General features: G+C 68.1%; 14 protein-coding genes and 1 tRNA gene. 7 read left to right on the forward strand and 8 right to left on the reverse strand.

The window, feature by feature from the left end:
• Positions 1-10: 10 nt before the first annotated feature.
• Positions 11-751, reverse strand: a complete 741-nt coding sequence (gene flgF / locus ACP693_RS06630; RefSeq protein ID WP_426018002.1) for a flagellar basal-body rod protein FlgF — start codon at positions 749-751, stop codon at positions 11-13.
• 180 nt (positions 752-931) lie between these two features.
• Here flgF and ACP693_RS06635 point away from each other — a divergent pair, with 180 nt between their 5' ends.
• The 7 genes from ACP693_RS06635 (at position 932) to ACP693_RS06665 (ending at position 6320) form a co-directional block, all read left to right on the forward strand.
• Complete coding sequence (locus ACP693_RS06635; protein ID WP_426018000.1) at positions 932-1606, forward strand: flagellar basal body-associated FliL family protein; 675 nt, start codon at positions 932-934, stop codon at positions 1604-1606.
• 2 nt (positions 1607-1608) lie between these two features.
• The gene (gene fliM, locus ACP693_RS06640) at positions 1609-2652 is read left to right on the forward strand and encodes a flagellar motor switch protein FliM (protein WP_425982562.1); all 1044 of its coding nucleotides are present in this window, start codon (positions 1609-1611) and stop codon (positions 2650-2652) included.
• A complete protein-coding gene (locus ACP693_RS06645; RefSeq protein WP_426017999.1) occupies positions 2652-3224 on the forward strand; it encodes a DUF6468 domain-containing protein in 573 nt (190 codons plus the stop codon). The genes fliM and ACP693_RS06645 overlap by 1 nt, the downstream gene beginning before the upstream one ends.
• Before the next feature lie 17 nt (positions 3225-3241).
• Positions 3242-4153 (forward strand): MotE family protein, encoded by a 912-nt coding sequence (locus ACP693_RS06650; RefSeq protein ID WP_426017997.1) that lies wholly within the window; start codon positions 3242-3244, stop codon positions 4151-4153.
• 313 nt (positions 4154-4466) lie between these two features.
• Positions 4467-4706, forward strand: a complete 240-nt coding sequence (locus ACP693_RS06655; protein ID WP_045810378.1) for a DUF3297 family protein — start codon at positions 4467-4469, stop codon at positions 4704-4706.
• A gap of 43 nt (positions 4707-4749) precedes the next feature.
• Positions 4750-6186, forward strand: coding sequence for a M20/M25/M40 family metallo-hydrolase (locus ACP693_RS06660; RefSeq protein WP_426017996.1), 1437 nt, complete (start codon positions 4750-4752; stop codon positions 6184-6186).
• A gap of 47 nt (positions 6187-6233) precedes the next feature.
• Positions 6234-6320: transfer RNA gene (locus ACP693_RS06665), tRNA-Leu, on the forward strand.
• Between the two features lie 57 nt (positions 6321-6377).
• Here ACP693_RS06665 and ACP693_RS06670 read toward each other — a convergent pair.
• The 7 genes from ACP693_RS06670 to ACP693_RS06700 form a co-directional block, all read right to left on the reverse strand.
• Complete coding sequence (locus ACP693_RS06670) at positions 6378-6554, reverse strand: hypothetical protein (protein WP_425982570.1); 177 nt, start codon at positions 6552-6554, stop codon at positions 6378-6380.
• Between the two features lie 61 nt (positions 6555-6615).
• Positions 6616-7716 (reverse strand): HlyD family secretion protein, encoded by a 1101-nt coding sequence (locus ACP693_RS06675; protein ID WP_426017994.1) that lies wholly within the window; start codon positions 7714-7716, stop codon positions 6616-6618.
• Between the two features lie 13 nt (positions 7717-7729).
• Positions 7730-9427, reverse strand: coding sequence for an MFS transporter (locus ACP693_RS06680; RefSeq protein WP_426017993.1), 1698 nt, complete (start codon positions 9425-9427; stop codon positions 7730-7732).
• Positions 9427-10002, reverse strand: a complete 576-nt coding sequence (locus tag ACP693_RS06685; RefSeq protein ID WP_426017991.1) for a TetR/AcrR family transcriptional regulator — start codon at positions 10000-10002, stop codon at positions 9427-9429. The genes ACP693_RS06680 and ACP693_RS06685 overlap by 1 nt, the downstream gene beginning before the upstream one ends.
• Before the next feature lie 207 nt (positions 10003-10209).
• Entirely contained in the window at positions 10210-10719 is a 510-nt protein-coding gene (locus tag ACP693_RS06690; RefSeq protein WP_426017989.1) for a GNAT family N-acetyltransferase, read from the reverse strand.
• On the reverse strand, positions 10716-12782 hold the full coding sequence (locus ACP693_RS06695) for a S46 family peptidase (protein WP_426017987.1): 2067 nt from the start codon (positions 12780-12782) through the stop codon (positions 10716-10718). Before ACP693_RS06695 ends, ACP693_RS06690 begins: the two co-directional genes overlap by 4 nt.
• A gap of 181 nt (positions 12783-12963) precedes the next feature.
• Positions 12964-15054 (reverse strand): S46 family peptidase, encoded by a 2091-nt coding sequence (locus ACP693_RS06700; protein ID WP_426017986.1) that lies wholly within the window; start codon positions 15052-15054, stop codon positions 12964-12966.
• Positions 15055-15168: the final 114 nt, after the last annotated feature.

Genomic DNA, 15168 nt, shown 5'->3' on the forward strand with positions numbered 1-15168 from the left:
CGGGGCTCCCTTAAGCGGCCTTGCCGAGGCGCTCGACGGCGCGACGGCTAAGGTCGTTGGTGTTTTCGATCATGCGCGAGATGCTCTCGTAGGCGCGGCTGATCTCGACGAGATTGGTGATTTCGATCAACGAGTTGACGTTGGACGATTCCAGCGAGCCCTGATGGACCTGGGCGTCCGCCGCCTCGATCGGCTGGGTGTTGGAGTTGTTGCGATACAGGCTGTCGCCACCCTTCTCCAGGACGCCCAGTGCCTCGAAACGAACGACCGACAGACGGCCGGTGACCTGGCCTTCCTGGGTGATGGTGCCGTCGCCGCCGACGCTGGGCGCGCCCAGGTTGGGGTCCAGAACGATCTCCGCGCCCCCGCCCAGGACCGCCTGGCCCTGTTTGGTGGTCAGCCGCCCTTCCGGGTCCATGGTGAAGGCGCCGTCGCGGGTGTAGGCCTCGCCGTTCGCACCGTCGCGCACGGTGAAGAAGGCGCCTTCGCCGGCGATGGCGAAGTCCAGGGCGCGGCCGGTCTGCTGCATCGACCCCTGGCCGAAGTCGCGGCCGACGCCGTTGTCCAGCACGAAGCTGGCCGAGGGACGGATGGAATCGTTGCGGGCGCGCTGGCCGATCTCCGTGCCGAGCATCAGTTGCTCGACCTTGAAGCCGGTCGTGTTGGCGTTGGCGACGTTGTTGGCCACGATGTCCAGTTCGCGGCGCAGCGTCATCTGGCGTGACAGTCCAATATAGGCGGCGTTTTCCACGAGTGGCGTGCTCCTTCGCTCTCGTCCCTCGCAACGGCCGTGCCAACAGGGTTAATCCAGGCGGAATGCGGGTTTGAGCGCCATCGACCCCCGAATGACCCGGCAAATCCTGCCCATTGTAAACGTCGCGTTAACCAAACCCGACGATCCTCGTCATGAGAGAGTCTCCGGGGCGCGCGCATGTTCAAGTTTGGCAAGAAGAAGGGCGATCCCGCTGCGGACGCCAATCTGCCTGCCGTGAAGGAGGGCGAGGCCGCTGTCGAAGGCGACGCCGCCGCGCCCAAGAAAAAGAAACTGCCGCTGCTGTTCATCATCGCGCCGGTCGCGCTCTTGGTGCTGGGCGGGGGCGGGGCCGCCGCCTTCTTCATGCTGAAGCCCAAGCCCGCAGAGGCGCAGGGCGCCGAGGCTGAAGCGGGTCACGGCGAAGAGAAGGCGGACGCGAAGGCCGAGCACGGCAAGGAAGAGAAGAAGGAAGGCGGCGGTCACGGCGGCGGCGCCGAGGGCGGCGAGGCGGACCCGTCGCTGGGCGTCATCGCGCCAGGGCCTGACGGCGTCACCTTCTACACCCTGCCGGACATGGTCATGAACATTCAGTCGCCCGACAGTCGTCCGACCTTCCTGAAGCTGAAGCTGACGCTGGAGATGCAGGACGCCGAGGTGGCGACCCATCTGCAGGAAGAGATGCCGCGTCTGCAGGACATGTTCACCGGCTTCGTGCGTGAGTTGCGTCCCGAGGACCTGAGCGGTTCGGCCGGCACCTATCAGCTGCGGGCCGAAATCCTGCGCCGCGTCAATCTGATCGCCGCGCCGGGCAAGGTCGACGCCGTGCTGATCGAAGAAATGCTGGTGCAATAGGCATGACTGACGCAGCCCAGCTCGACCCGTTCGGCGGTCTCGGCGATCCCGGCGACGTCATGTCCGAACGCGTCCTGAACCAGGACGAGATCGACAGCCTGCTGGGCTTCGACCTGGGCGATGACGACGGCTCCGAACGCTCGGGCATTCGGGCGATCATCAACTCCGCTCTGGTCAGCTACGAGCGGCTGCCGATGCTGGAAATCGTGTTCGACCGTCTGGTGCGGTTGATGACGACCAGCCTTCGCAACTTCACCTCCGACAACGTCGAAGTCAGCCTCGACAACATCTCGTCGATCCGGTTCGGCGACTATCTGAACTCGATCCCGCTGCCGGCCATCCTGGCGGTGTTTCGCGCCGAGGAGCTGGACAACTACGGCCTGCTGACGGTCGATTCCAACCTGATCTATTCGATCGTGGACGTGTTGCTGGGCGGGCGTCGCGGCACGGCGGCGCTGCGGATCGAGGGGCGGCCCTACACCACCATCGAACGGGTGCTTGTGCAGCGAATGGTCGAGGTCGTGCTTAACGACGCCCGCCAGGCGTTCGAACCCCTGACCCCCGTCCACTTCAACCTGGACCGGCTGGAGACCAATCCGCGCTTCGCCGCCATCGCGCGCCCCGCCAACGCCGCCATCCTGATCAAACTGCGCATCGACATGGAAGATCGCGGCGGGCGGATCGAGCTGCTGCTGCCCTATGCGACGCTGGAGCCGATCCGCAAGATGCTGCTGCAGCAGTTCATGGGCGAGAAGTTCGGCCGCGACAATATCTGGGAAGGCCACTTAGCCACCGAGCTCTGGACCACGGAGACCGAGGTCCGCGTCGTGCTGGACGAGCAGATGATGCCCCTTTCCAGCGTGCTGAACCTGAAGGTCGGCGACACCCTGATGCTGAACGCCACGCCGGATTCGGAGGTGTCGATCCGCGCCGGCGCCATCCCCCTGACCACCGGCCGCATGGGTCGCAAGGGGCAGCACATCGCCATACGCGTCGAAGGGCCGGTCAATCCCGAAGTCGCCGCCCGCCTGGGAGTGAATGTCTGATGGCCGGAATGATCATGGACGCGGTGCTGATGCTGCTGCTGGTCGCAGCGGTCGGCTACGGCATCAAGCTGGAACGCAAGCTGGCCGCCCTGCGCACCGGACAACTGGCCTTCGCCCAGGCGGTGACCGAGCTGAACGCCGCCGCCGGTCGCGCCGAGAACGCCCTGGCCACACTGCGCGCCTCGGGCCAGGAGACGGATCTGCTGCACGACCGCATCATCAAGGCGCGTGAGGTCAAGGCGCAGCTTGAAACCCTGATCGCCCGCGCCCCGGCCGCCGCGCCCGTTCGCATCGTCGAGGACGAGCCGGCCCGCCGCGCGCCCGCCGCCGCCCCGGTCGTGACCGAAGACGAGGAACGCGCCGAGCGCATGGCCGCCCTGGCCGAGCGTATCCAGGGCATGGCCAACCCCTCGACCAGCCATCGCGCCGCCGCGAGCGCCGCCCCGGCCGGGCGCGACAATGTCGCCGCCATCGTCCAGGCCCTGACGGCAGGACGTTCCGCTAACCATTCCGCCAAACAAAGCCTCAACGCCGCGCGTCGTAATCTCGACGACGATCTGTTCGCCGCCTGAGTTCGGAACCCCATTTCATGGCCCGTCTACCCCGCCTTCTGCCCCTGATCGCCATCGCCATCGGCGGGGTGGTGGCCGTGCGCGCCATCGGCGTGGCGCCCGGCCTGTTCGACGGCGCCAAGGCCTGGGCCGAGGAGGCGGCGCCTGCCGCAGCCGGCGCGCCGGTCAAGCCTGTCCTGCCGGGCACCTGCTCCGCCCTGTCGCCCGAGCAACTGGCCCAGCAGGCGGGTATTTCGCCCGCCGAACTCAGGATCATCCAGTCGCTGTCGCAACGTCGTGAGGCGCTGGACGCGCGCGACCAGGACTTCGCCACCACCCTGCCGCTGATGGTCGCCGCCGAACAGAAGCTGGAGGCCAAGATCCAGGCCCTCGCCGCTCTGAAGGCCGAGATGAAGCAGATGCTCGGTCAGGTGGACGAGCGCGAGAAGGCCGAGATCGACCGCCTGGTCCAGGTCTATTCCGCCATGCGTCCCAAGGAGGCCGCCCCCGTCATGGCGACGCTGGAGGACCGCGTGCGCCTGCCCGTCGCCGCCGCCATGCGGCCGCGCACCCTGGCCGCCATCATGGCCCAGATGACGGCGCCCCAGGCCAAGGAACTGACCGAGAAGCTGGCCGCCCGCTTCCAGGCCCAGCAGATGGCCGCCCGCGCCGCCGCCGCCGAAGCCGCCACGCCGCCGCCGGCTGCGACGCCCGCGACCGCTACGCCTGCGTCCACCCCGGTTGCTCAGCCGACCGCCGCGACCGCGACGCCTGCGGCCCGTCCGACGCCCCGGCCAGCGGCCTCTCGCCCTGCCGCCACGCCCGCCCGTCGTCCGGCTGCGACGCCGGCGCGTCGTCCGGCGGCGCCGGCCGCTACGCCGCCCGCCGGTCCCCAGGCCTATCAGCCGTCGGCCGCCCCCAACGCCCAGCCGCGCCAGACTGTGCAGTAACGATATTTGTGCTCCCTGATCGGACGTTTCGTCTCGACAGGATGATCAGTTCGACCAATGATCTTCGAACGCTCCGTCAGAGAGCGACTGCATCGAGGAAACGTCATGGTCGGAGAACTGCTTTACGTCGCGCATCGTCTGCGTCGCGCCATCATTGTCGCCGTTCCGACGGTGGGAACCGTGATGATCGTCGCCGTGGCCCAGCACTATCATCTGCTGCCATAAGCACGCCGCCGCCCGGTTTCGGATTGGCATGAGACGCGCGCGCGTCTATCACCGCGCCTTGCCGAAAACCTGAGCTCGCTCGAAGACCATGTCCGACACGCCTCCCGATCGCCTCTCGGTCGATCCGTCCAGCCCCCATCACGACGCCGAGGTGCTGCAACGCGGCGTCGGCATTCGCTTCAAGGGCGAGGAAAAGACCAATGTCGAGGAATATTGCGTCTCCGAGGGCTGGGTGCGGCTGGCCCTGGGCAATCGCGTGGACCGCAAGGGCAAGGCCCTGACTGTCAAACTGCAGGGTCCTGTCGAACCCTATTTCCAGAACGACTGAACCTACCTAGGTTCCGGCTCTTGCCTGAGTCCGGAGCCTGCCCATGTCCATCCGCCTGCTGACCGCCAGCGCCGTCGCTCTGGGTCTCGTCGCCTTCGCCCCTGTCGCGAATGCTCAGGACGCCGCGACGGTGGACCAGGCCATCGTCGTGCGCGACGCCGCGATGCGCTCCAACATCGCCATGGACTATGTCACCCAGCTGACGACGCGGTTCGGCGCGCGCCCGGCCGGCTCGCGCTCGGAACAGCAGGCCGCCGCCTGGGCCGCCGACTATCTGCGCGCCAACGGCTTCCAGAACGTGCGGATCGAGGAGTTTCCGCTGGTCGGATGGGAGCGGGGCGAAAGCTCTGCCGCCATCGTCGGCGACAACGCCCAGGCTCTGGTCGCCGCCGCCCTGGGCCATTCGCCGGCCACGCCGCGCAATGGCGTCGAGGCCGAGATTGTCCGCTTCTCCACCTTTGAAGACCTTCAGGCCGCGCCTGACGCCGCCGTGCAGGGCAAGATCGTCTATGTCGACCTGGGCCAGATGCACGCCATGCAGGACGGCTCCGGTTATGGTCCCCAGACCCGCGTGCGCGGCGCCGGCCCCGGCGTAGCGGCGGCCAAGGGCGCAACGGCCTTCGTCATGCGGTCGGTCGGTTCGGATGAAGACCGGATGCCACACACCGGCACCACCCGCTATGTGGACGGCAAGCCGACCATCCCCGCCTTCGCCCTGGCCGCGCCCGACGCCGATCAGGTCAGCCGCCTGGTCGCCCTGGGCCAGCCGGTGCGGATGCGCCTGACCTCGACCGCCCGCACCTATCGGACCACCAGCCAGAACGTGATCGGCGATCTGCCCGGCGCCACGCGACCGGACGAGATCATCGTTCTGGGCTCGCACATGGACAGCTGGGACCTGGGCACCGGCGCCATCGACGACGGAGCAGGGGGCGCCATCACCGTCGCCGCCGCCAAGGCCATAGCCGACAGCGGCCGCCATCCGGCCCGCACCCTGCGCGTGATCTTCTACGGGTCCGAGGAAGTGGCCCAACCGACCGCCCAGACCGGCAACGGCGGCGCGGTCTATGCGCGCGGCCAGGGTGCGGCCCTGGACAAACACATCATCGCCGGCGAGAGCGATTTCGGCGCCGACCGCGTCTACGCCCTGCGCCTCCCCGCCGGCGCGCAAGGGTCTGAATTCCAGAAGGCCGCCACGCGTGTCCTCTATCCCATCGGCGTCCTGGCCTCGAACGAGGTCGAGACCGATGGCGGCGTCGATGTCGGCCCGATGGGACCGCTGGGCGTGCCCTTCTTCGGTCTGGCCCAGGACGGCACGCGCTATTTCGACCTGCACCACACCGCCAACGACACCCTGGACAAGATCGACCCGGCGCAACTGAACCAGAACGTCGCCGCCTGGGCCGGCCTGTTGTGGCTGATCGCCGACTCCGACGTGGATTTCCGGGCGATGAAGCCCGCGACCCCCGCCGCTCGCTAAGCCCGCTTGGCCCCGACGGACAGGCTGGCTATACAGCCGGTCCGGTCGCGGGCGTGGCGAAACTGGTAGACGCAGCAGACTTAAAATCTGCCGGACGAAAGTCCTTGCCGGTTCAAGCCCGGCCGCCCGCACCAGATTCCAACATTCGGTTCTAGCCGGCCTGTCGGCGCGCAGGGCCTCAAGACGCGGCGTCAGGGCTTTCTCTTAAAGGTGTCGCCGATCTCTGTCGCGTCCGGCCCATCCGGTCCCGCGCTCTGGCGCTCGGCCTGACCGACCTTCTTCGTATCCTTGTCGGAGGTCAGGGCGTCGGGCTTGCCTGCGGGGTCGGCGCCGTTCTTCTCCCGGCCTTCGGTCTGTTCGCGGTCCATGATGATCTCCCTTGATGGGAGAGGAAGCGCGAGGGCGACCGGGGCGTTCCGAAACGGGCGCCTAACCCGCCGTATTCACCTTCGCCACCACCGACATCCCCGGCGACAGCCGGTCTATGCCTTCCTGGCCGGGATCGATGCGGATCCGCACCGGGATGCGCTGGGCGACCTTGGTGAAGTTGCCGGTGGCGTTGTCGGGGCGGATGACGCTGAACTCGCTGCCGGCGGCGGGCGCGATGCGTTCGACGTGGCCGCGCAGGGTCTGACCGCCCAGGGCGTCCACGGTGATCTCGACCGGCTGGCCGACGCGGATGTTCTTCATCTGCGTTTCCTTCATGTTGGCCGTGACCCAGATCACGTCGGGCACCAGGCCCATCAGCTGGGTTCCCGCGGTGACATACTGGCCCTGGCGCACGCCGATCTCGCCTAGGCGACCGGGGCGCGGGGCGACGATGCGGGTGTTGGCCAGGTCGATCTGAGCCAGGCGCACGGCGGCCTGGGCGTTCTCCACGGCGGCGGCCAGGCTGTCGCGGCCGACCACGGCGGAAGTGACTCCGGTCTCGGCGATGCCTTCGGCGGCGCGGGCCTGGGCGACCTGGGCCTGGGCGCTGCGCAGGGCGGCCTCGGCGATGTCGACATTGGCCTGGGCCACCCAGCCGCCGGCCTTCAGGGTGCGGGCGCGGTTGGCGTCGGCCTGGGCCCGCGTAAGCGTCGCCTCGGCGGCGGCGATGGAAGCGCGCTGCTGGGCCACCGAACCGCGCGCGGACGCCTGGGTCTGGGTCGAGTTGGACAGGGCGGCCTGGGCCGAATGCAGGCTGGCCTCAGCCTGCTCCAGCCGCTGGCGATAGATGCGGTCGTCCACCTGGGCCAACAGTTGCCCCTGCTGCACCGACTGGAAGTCCTGCACCGGCACCTGGACCACATAGCCGTTCACCTGCGGGCTGATGATGGTCACCTGGCCGCGCACATAGGCGTTGTCGGTGCGCTGGACCGCGCCCTTGAACGGCGGCAACTGCCAGGCGTAGAGCACCATCAGCACGCCCAGCAGGGCGACCCCGGCGGCGATGACGGCCCACAGCACATTCTTCTTCGGCGCAGGAGCCGGCGCCGGCGCGGCGGGGGCCGGTTGAGGTGCAGGGGCGGGCGGGGCGGCGTCGGTCATGGCGGGTCTCGGTTCAATCTGCAGCGGCGACGGCGGCGGCCTGGGTCGCAGCGTCGGTCGTGTTGGTCTTGGCGTCGCGGCGCGCCTTCCAGCGCGGGCGAAGATGGGTGACGGTCACCCAGGCGCAGCCCAGGGCGGCGACTACGGCGATGACCAGAAAGACGTCGTTGTAGGCCAGCACATTGGCCTGTTGCGTCACCTGTCGGCTCAGCAGGGCCGCGCCCTCGGCGTTCAACAACGCAGGGTCGGTGATGGTGGACGCATAGGCGCCCGACAGCTGGCGCAGGCGCAGCGCGACCTGCGGATCGAGGGCCGAGATGCCGGCCGCCAACTGGTTGGAATGGTATTTCTCGCGGATGATCTGCAACGTGCCGGTCAGGGCGCCGCCGGCCAGGCCGCCCACGTTCTGAAGCACGCTGAACATGACGATGAAGCTGATCAGGTTCTGCTTGCCCTGGGTCAGCACCTTGGCGATGCCGATCATCAGGGCCGGGCCCATGAACATGGCCGAGGCGAAGGCGATCAGGGCCTGGCTGAAATAGAGTTGGGCCGGGCGGGTCAGGACGGTCGAATGGCTGTCCATCCAGGCGCCGACCGCGATCAGGGCCAGAGCGATGGCGATCGGCTTGTTCAGCTTCTCCATATTCAGGGTGAAGGCGCTGACCAGGGTGCCGGCGATCATCGACAGCAGGATGACGACGAACAGGCCGTGCAACTGGTCTGGCCCCAGGCCGACGACCGTCAGAAAGCCCACGGCGCCCGAGGTCTGTTCGGTCAGCACCATACGGATCAGCAGGATGGCCCCGAACAGGCGCAGCAGATCCGGCCCCGTCAGCCAGCGGGTGTTGATCAGCGGATTTTTCCGGTTGTGCTCGACCAGAAAGGCGGCGGTCAGAAGGACGATCGACCCGATCAGGGCCCAGCCGATCCAGGGGGCCTGCGTCCACCACACGATCCGCCCCAGGCCCAGGGCGGCACACAGCAGGGCGACACCCGGCGCGAACAGGGCGAAGGTCAGGAAGTCCAGACGGTCGAACACCCGCATCCGCTCGGACGGCGGCAGCTTGACCACCTGCACCGCGCCCCAGGAGATCAGGCACATACCCAGTTCGTAGAGGTAGAAGGCGCGCCAGTCGCCGAGCTGAAGCAGGCTGGGCATGATCAGGCGCGCGATCGGCACGGCGAAACTGGCCAGGCCGATGCCGATGATCAGCCCCTTCAGCCGGTGCGCCGCCGGGAAGGCCTGGATGATGTAGAGGAAGCCCAGGCTGGAGAGGCCCGCGCCCGCCATGCCGGCGATGGCCCGCACCAAAAGGGTCGACTGATAGTTGTCGACGAACAGGTGGGCCGCGCACACCAGCACAAAGGCGCCCAGGAAGATCTGGGTGAACAGCCGCAGCCCATATTGCATACGGAACTTGACCAAGATCAGGTTCATGCAGGCGTTGGTCATGACGAAGACGACCGGCAGCCAGGCGGCCTCGGTGATGGTGATCCCCAGCGACCCTTGCAGGTTCTGGATGTTGGCGGTGACGGCGGCGTTGCCCAGCGATCCGACCATGGCGACCAGCAGGCCGGTCAGGGCGTACTGGATCCGCATCGGCCAGGAATGGTCGGGGGTGGCGGGCGAGCCGGGCATCATCGGCCGCTCGTGCGGCTTCAGCGTCTCGACATACTGTTCCCAGGGCAGGTGCCAGTTGTTGCGGGCCATCAGAGCGGACCCCCGCGAGGCTTCAGTCCGTCGAGGATGATCGCCCGTGTGCGCAGCGACACGGCCTGACGCTCGGCCGCGTCGGCGCCCTGAAAGCCGGCGCCCAGCAGGGTGGCGATCAGACGGATGTCCATCGGCCGCAGATCCTCTCGCACCAGACCGGCGGCCTGGGCCCGCGCCAGCGGTGCGGCCCCCGCCTCCATCAAGCTCTGCCGCAAGGGGGTAAGCGCATCCGGCGACTGCACGTTCCGCACGACCCCCGCCAGGCCGGCGTTGCGGATCATGTCCTCGGCCAGCTGATCGAGAAACCAGAAGAAGACGGACGGATCGTCCCCCTGTTCGGCGGTGCGCCGACCCAGGTCCGCGACATCGGCCTCCAGCACGGCCAGAGCCAGTTCTGTGCGGTCGGCGAAGTGGCGATAGAGGGTGCCGCGCCCGACACCGGCCTTTTCAGCGATCAGCTCCAGCGGCGCGTCCAGACCCTGGTCCGCGAAGACCGCGCGTGCAGCCTCCAGCACGGCGGCGCGATTAAGGACGGCGTCCTTGCGGACAGGTTTGTGGGCAGGGCGCGACATGGTGACGCGCTTAAATGGACAATGGTGTCCGTTTTGCAAGGGGATAGAAGAATCTTCCCTCTCCCGTGGGGAGAGGGCTTGAGCGCACGGCGGCGACAGCCGTCGTTCTGGCGCGAAAGGGTGAGGGTCCGGTGATGCGACCTGGCCCACCGCCCGACCCTCATCCGGCCCTTCGGGCCACCTTCTCCCAACGGGAGAAGGATCAGGTCAGAGCGCCTTCTCCAGAACCACGAAGTCCAGCTCCGGCCGGGGCGGGGCGACGGGGAAGGGGCGGGTCTCGCCGGTGGGGGCATAGCCGCGCCGTTCGTACCAGGCGATCAGTTCGGCGCGGCGGTGGATGACGGTCATCTCCATGCGGCGGGCGGCGAAGCGGGCGACGGCCTCGGTCTCGGCGGCGGCCAGCAGGCGGCGGCCCAGGCCGGAGGCTTGCAGGCTCGGCTCGACGGTCAGCATGCCGAGATAGGCCCGGTCGTCGCCGACGCGGGCGACCTGGACGCAGCCGATCAGCACATCGTCGCGATGCGCCAGCAGGATGACCCGCTCTGGATCGACGATCAGGCCCGCCAGTTCCTCGGCGCTGGTGCGGGTGTCGAACAGCAGGTCCGCCTCGTGCGTCCAGCCGGCCTTGGCCGTCTCGCCGCGATAGGCGCGTTCGATCAGGGGATGAAGCGCGGCGACATCGTCAGGCGTCGCTGCGCGGAAGGCGATCTCGCTCACCTGGAAACGCCCAGCTCCTGGATCAGATGGTCCATGCCATAGACGTCGCGCAGGGCCACGGTGACGGCCTGGGTGGTGACGATGACGCTGCGGTTGACGGCGCGGTCGTAGCCATAGGCGTTGCGCTGGGTCAGGACGGTGGAGTCGAAGTTGGCGCCGATGATCTCGCCCCTGGCGTTGATGGCCGGGGAGCCGGACGAGCCGCCGATGGTATCGGTCGAGACGGCCATGTCCATGACGGCGGTCGGGTCGATCCGGTCCTTGGCCGCCAGCAGCTTGGGCGCGACGGCGAAGGGCTCGGCGCCGGTGGCGCGGTCCCACAGGCCGGCGAAGGTGGTGAAGGCGGCGAACCGCTGGCCCGGAACGTCGGAGCCTTCGACCTGGCCATAGGTCAGGCGCAGGGTGCCGGTGGCGTCGGGATAGACGGCGTCGCCATAGGCGGCGAAGCGGGCGGCGGCCAGCTGTTCCGAGGCGCGGTCGGTCGGGGCCTGGACGCGGGTCTCCCAGGCGTTGCGGACGGCGCGGGCGTCGGCGTCTATGGCCAGGGCGTATTGGATCATCGGATCGGTCGAGGCCTGGACGGCGGCGAGACCCCCGGTCCACAGGGCGCGGCGCACGGCCGGATCGGCCAGGGTCGTGCCGGCGACGACGCGGGCCGACAGGGTCTCGGGGCTTTCCTTGCCCAGTAGGGTGCGGACGGACGGATTGTCGACCGTCAGCCATTCACGGGTCTTGGACAGCCACCATTCCAACCGGATTTGCTCCAGCTCGGGATAGGTGGGGCGTTCGGCGAACAGGCGGGATTCGACGCCCGACAGGCGGCTGTCGGCGAACTCGGGCAGGCGCTGGTCGGACGGCTTGGCCCGCTCCTGGGCGCCGCGCACCAGGGTGCGGGCCCAGGCGAACAGCTGCGACCCGCCCGCGACCGAGGTGGTGCCCAGGCCGGTTCCGCCTTCCAGCAGGGCCATGGACGGATAGAGCTCGCGGGCGATAGGCTGGACCGTGCTGAGCGTGGACCAGGGATCGACGCCGGATGAGGCGGCGCGGGCGCGGAAGTCGGTTTCCTGCTCGGCCTTGCGGGCCATGAAGGCCGGATCGATCAGGGCGGCCATCCGGCCGCGGCCGCGCTTGTAGGTGTTCTCAAGGCCCACGATGGGGTCCATGGCGATGAAGGCCTGCTCCTCGCCCTCTTCCGAATAGCGGATCAGCCGGCCGCGCAGCTCTGACGCAATAAGCTGGTCCAGCGGCAGGACTACGTCGCGGATGGTGGTCAGCTGGTCCATCGTCAGCAGGCGCTGGGTCGAGCCGGGGTTGCCGGACACGAACACGGCCTCGCCTTCCGTCGGCTTGTTCGGGTTCCAGGCGAAATGGGTCGGGGTCTCGACCGGCTTACCGTCCTCGTACAGGCGGATGAAGGCCGCATCGATGGCGAAGCGGGGGAAGGAGAAGTTGTCCAGGTCGCCGCCGAAGGTGGCGGCGCGGTCTTCCGGCGCCCAGGCCAGACGGACGTCGGAATATTTGCGGTAGGTGTAGAGTTTGAACTGGCCGCCTCGGTACAGGCTGACGACCTGACAGCGGATCTTGGGATCGTTTCCGCAAGCTTCGCTTTCGATCCGGCCCGCCTCGGCGTCGCGGGCCTGGGTGAAGGCCTGGCCTTCAAGCCCCTCGCCGGCCTTCTGCATCCGCTCGGTCACGTCGCTGATGTCGGTCAGGATTTCGGCGGTGGCGCCGGGACATTTCAGCTCTTCCTCGCGCGACTTCGGCGTGAAGCCGGTCTCGGCGTAGTTGACCTGGGGCGTGGACAGGTTGGCGACGCAGGTGGCGACGCAGTGGTTGTTGGTCATCACCAGCCCCTGACCCGACACCACGCCCGCCGAACAGCCGCCGAACTTCACCGATGACAGGCGGACACGGTCCAGGAAGGCCTGGTCGATGTCGGTTCCCAAAGTCGCGTTGGCGCGAGCGATGGGGAAGTTGTCGTAGGTCCACATGCCTTCCTCAGCGCTGGCCGAGGTGGCGGCAAAAGCGAGGACGGCGGTGGAGGCGAGGAGGGCGAGACGCATGGGTACGGTCCTATGTCTCCTCCCCATCCGCGCAGCGGATGGGGAGGTGGCGCGGCGCGACTTCGCGCCGTGACGGAGGGGCTCTGCGATACATGACAGGCGCCGGTGCGGTGGTGAAGAGCCCCTCCACCGCTCCGCGGTCCTCCTCCCCGCAAAGCGGGGAGGAGATTATGTGTCGGTTTTAGCGACGCACGCCCAGTTCGCGCAGCAGGCGCGGCTGGTTGTAGACGTTGCGCAGGGCCTCGGTGATGGCGGCGGTCGAGACCGTCACCGTGCGGTTCAGTTCGGGATCGTAGCCGAAGCTGCCGCCCAGCGAGTGGATGTTGCCGTCGAAGGCCGCGCCGATGACTTCGCCCTTGGCGTTGATCACGGGCGAGCCCGAGTTGCCGCCGATGATGTCGTTGGTCGAGACGAAGTCATAAACGGTCGACTTGTTGACCTTGTCCTCGGCCGCCATCCAGTCCTCGGCGGCGTTGAACGGCTCGGCGCCGGTGTTGCGCTCGTACAGGCCGCCGATCTCGGTGAAGGGCGTCACCGTCACGCCGCGATAGGTCCAGCCCTTCACCTGACCATAAGACAGGCGCAGGCTGAATGTGGCGTCGGGATACAGGTTGGTGCCGTAAACCGCGAACCGGGCCTGGGCGATCTTCTCGCCGGCGCGGCTGGTCGGGCCGGACACGGCCGATTCCCACTGGGTGCGCACGGCCTGGGCCGCGTCGTCATTGGCCAGGACGAAGGCGATCAGCGGATCGCCCGAGGCGGCCAACTGCTCCGGCGTCATGGCCAGGGCCTGGGCGCGGAAGGCCGGATCGGCCAGGCGCGTGCCGTCGATCAGGCGCTCGGCGACCTGTTCCGGGCTTTCCTTGTCCAGCGCCTTCACATTGGCGTTGTCCACGGTCAGATATTCGCGGGTCTTGGACAGCCAGAAGTCGACGAAGATCTTCTCCAGATCGGTCGAGATCGGCGTCTCGGTCGCCAGGCGGCGGCCCAGCGAGGCGATGTCGGCGTCCGAATAGCCGGCGCGGCGTTCGGCGACCGGCTTGGCGCGCTCCTTGGACGCGCGGACGATGGCCTTGGCGTAGCTGTAGAGCGACGAGCGCTGGCCCGCCGCCGATTCCAGCTGGCGATAGGGCAGGTAGAGGTCGCGCTGGGCGGTCGAGACGCGCTCCAGATCGGCCCAGGGATCGCCGATGCGCTGGGCCAGGGCCGGGTCGGCGGCGACGCGCTGGCGCAGTTCCTGTTCTTCCGAACGCTTGGTGGCCATGAAGGCCGGGTCGGTCAGGGCGCCCTGCTGGCCGTAGAAGACCTTGAAGCTGTTCTCCAGGCCGAACAGCGGATCGACGGTGACGCGCTTGGCCTCTTCGCCGGTGGTCGAATATTCGAGCAGGCGGCCGCGCAGTTCCGACGACTGGATCAGGGTCAGCGGCATCTGCTGGTCACGCAGAACCTCCAGCTGGGCCATGGTCAGCAGGCGCTGGGTCGAGCCGGGGTTGCCGGCGACGAAGGTGACGTCGCCTTCCTTGGGCGCATTGGCGTTCCAGGTCAGGTGGTTCGGCGTGGCGACCGGCTTGCCGTCCTCGTAGATGCGCAGGAAGCCGGCATCCAGGGCGTAGCGGGGGAAGTTGAAGTTGTCCGGGTCGCCGCCGAAGAAGGCGGCCTGGAACTCGGGCGCGAAGACCAGGCGCACGTCGTCATACTTGCGGAACTTGTAGAGCTTGTACTGGCCGCCGCGGTAGAAGCTGATGACCTGGCAGGTCAGCTTCTGGTCGTCGCCGCAGGTCTCCTTCTGGATTTTGTCAATCTCGGCGGCGCGGGCCTGGACGAAGGCGGCGCCCTCAAGCCCGGCGCCGGCGCCCGTGACGCGGTCGGTGACATCGACGATATCGGTCAGGATTTCGGCCGTCTGACCGGGGCACTTCTTCTCTTCTTCGCGGGTGGCCGGCATCCAGCCGTTCTTGACGTAGTCGTTCTCGGCCGTGGACAGGTCCTGGATGCAGGAAACGACGCAGTGGTGGTTGGTGAGCACCAGGCCTTCGTTCGACACCAGCGAGGCCGAGCAGCCCTGCAGACGGACGGCGGCGTTGCGCACCCGGTCCAGCCAGGCCTGGTCGATGTTGGTGCCGTATTTCTCGTTCACCGTCGCGATGGGGAAGTTGTCGAAGGTCCACATGCCCTCGTCGGCGCGGGCGGAGGTGGCGGGGGCCGACAGGACGGCGGTCGCGGCGCCCAGGGCGATCAGCGAGGCGGTGAGACGAAGCGAGGGCAAGGACATGGAAGCGTGTTTCCCGGAGCGTGGGACGGCCTGTCCCATCTGTTATGTTGTAACTAACGCCGATAGAGGGCCGGCGCCAAGAGGCTGCACCGCCCTTAATCCCCTGATTTCGAA

This window comes from Brevundimonas sp. TWP1-3, assembly GCF_049896085.1.
Lineage (GTDB): Bacteria > Pseudomonadota > Alphaproteobacteria > Caulobacterales > Caulobacteraceae > Brevundimonas.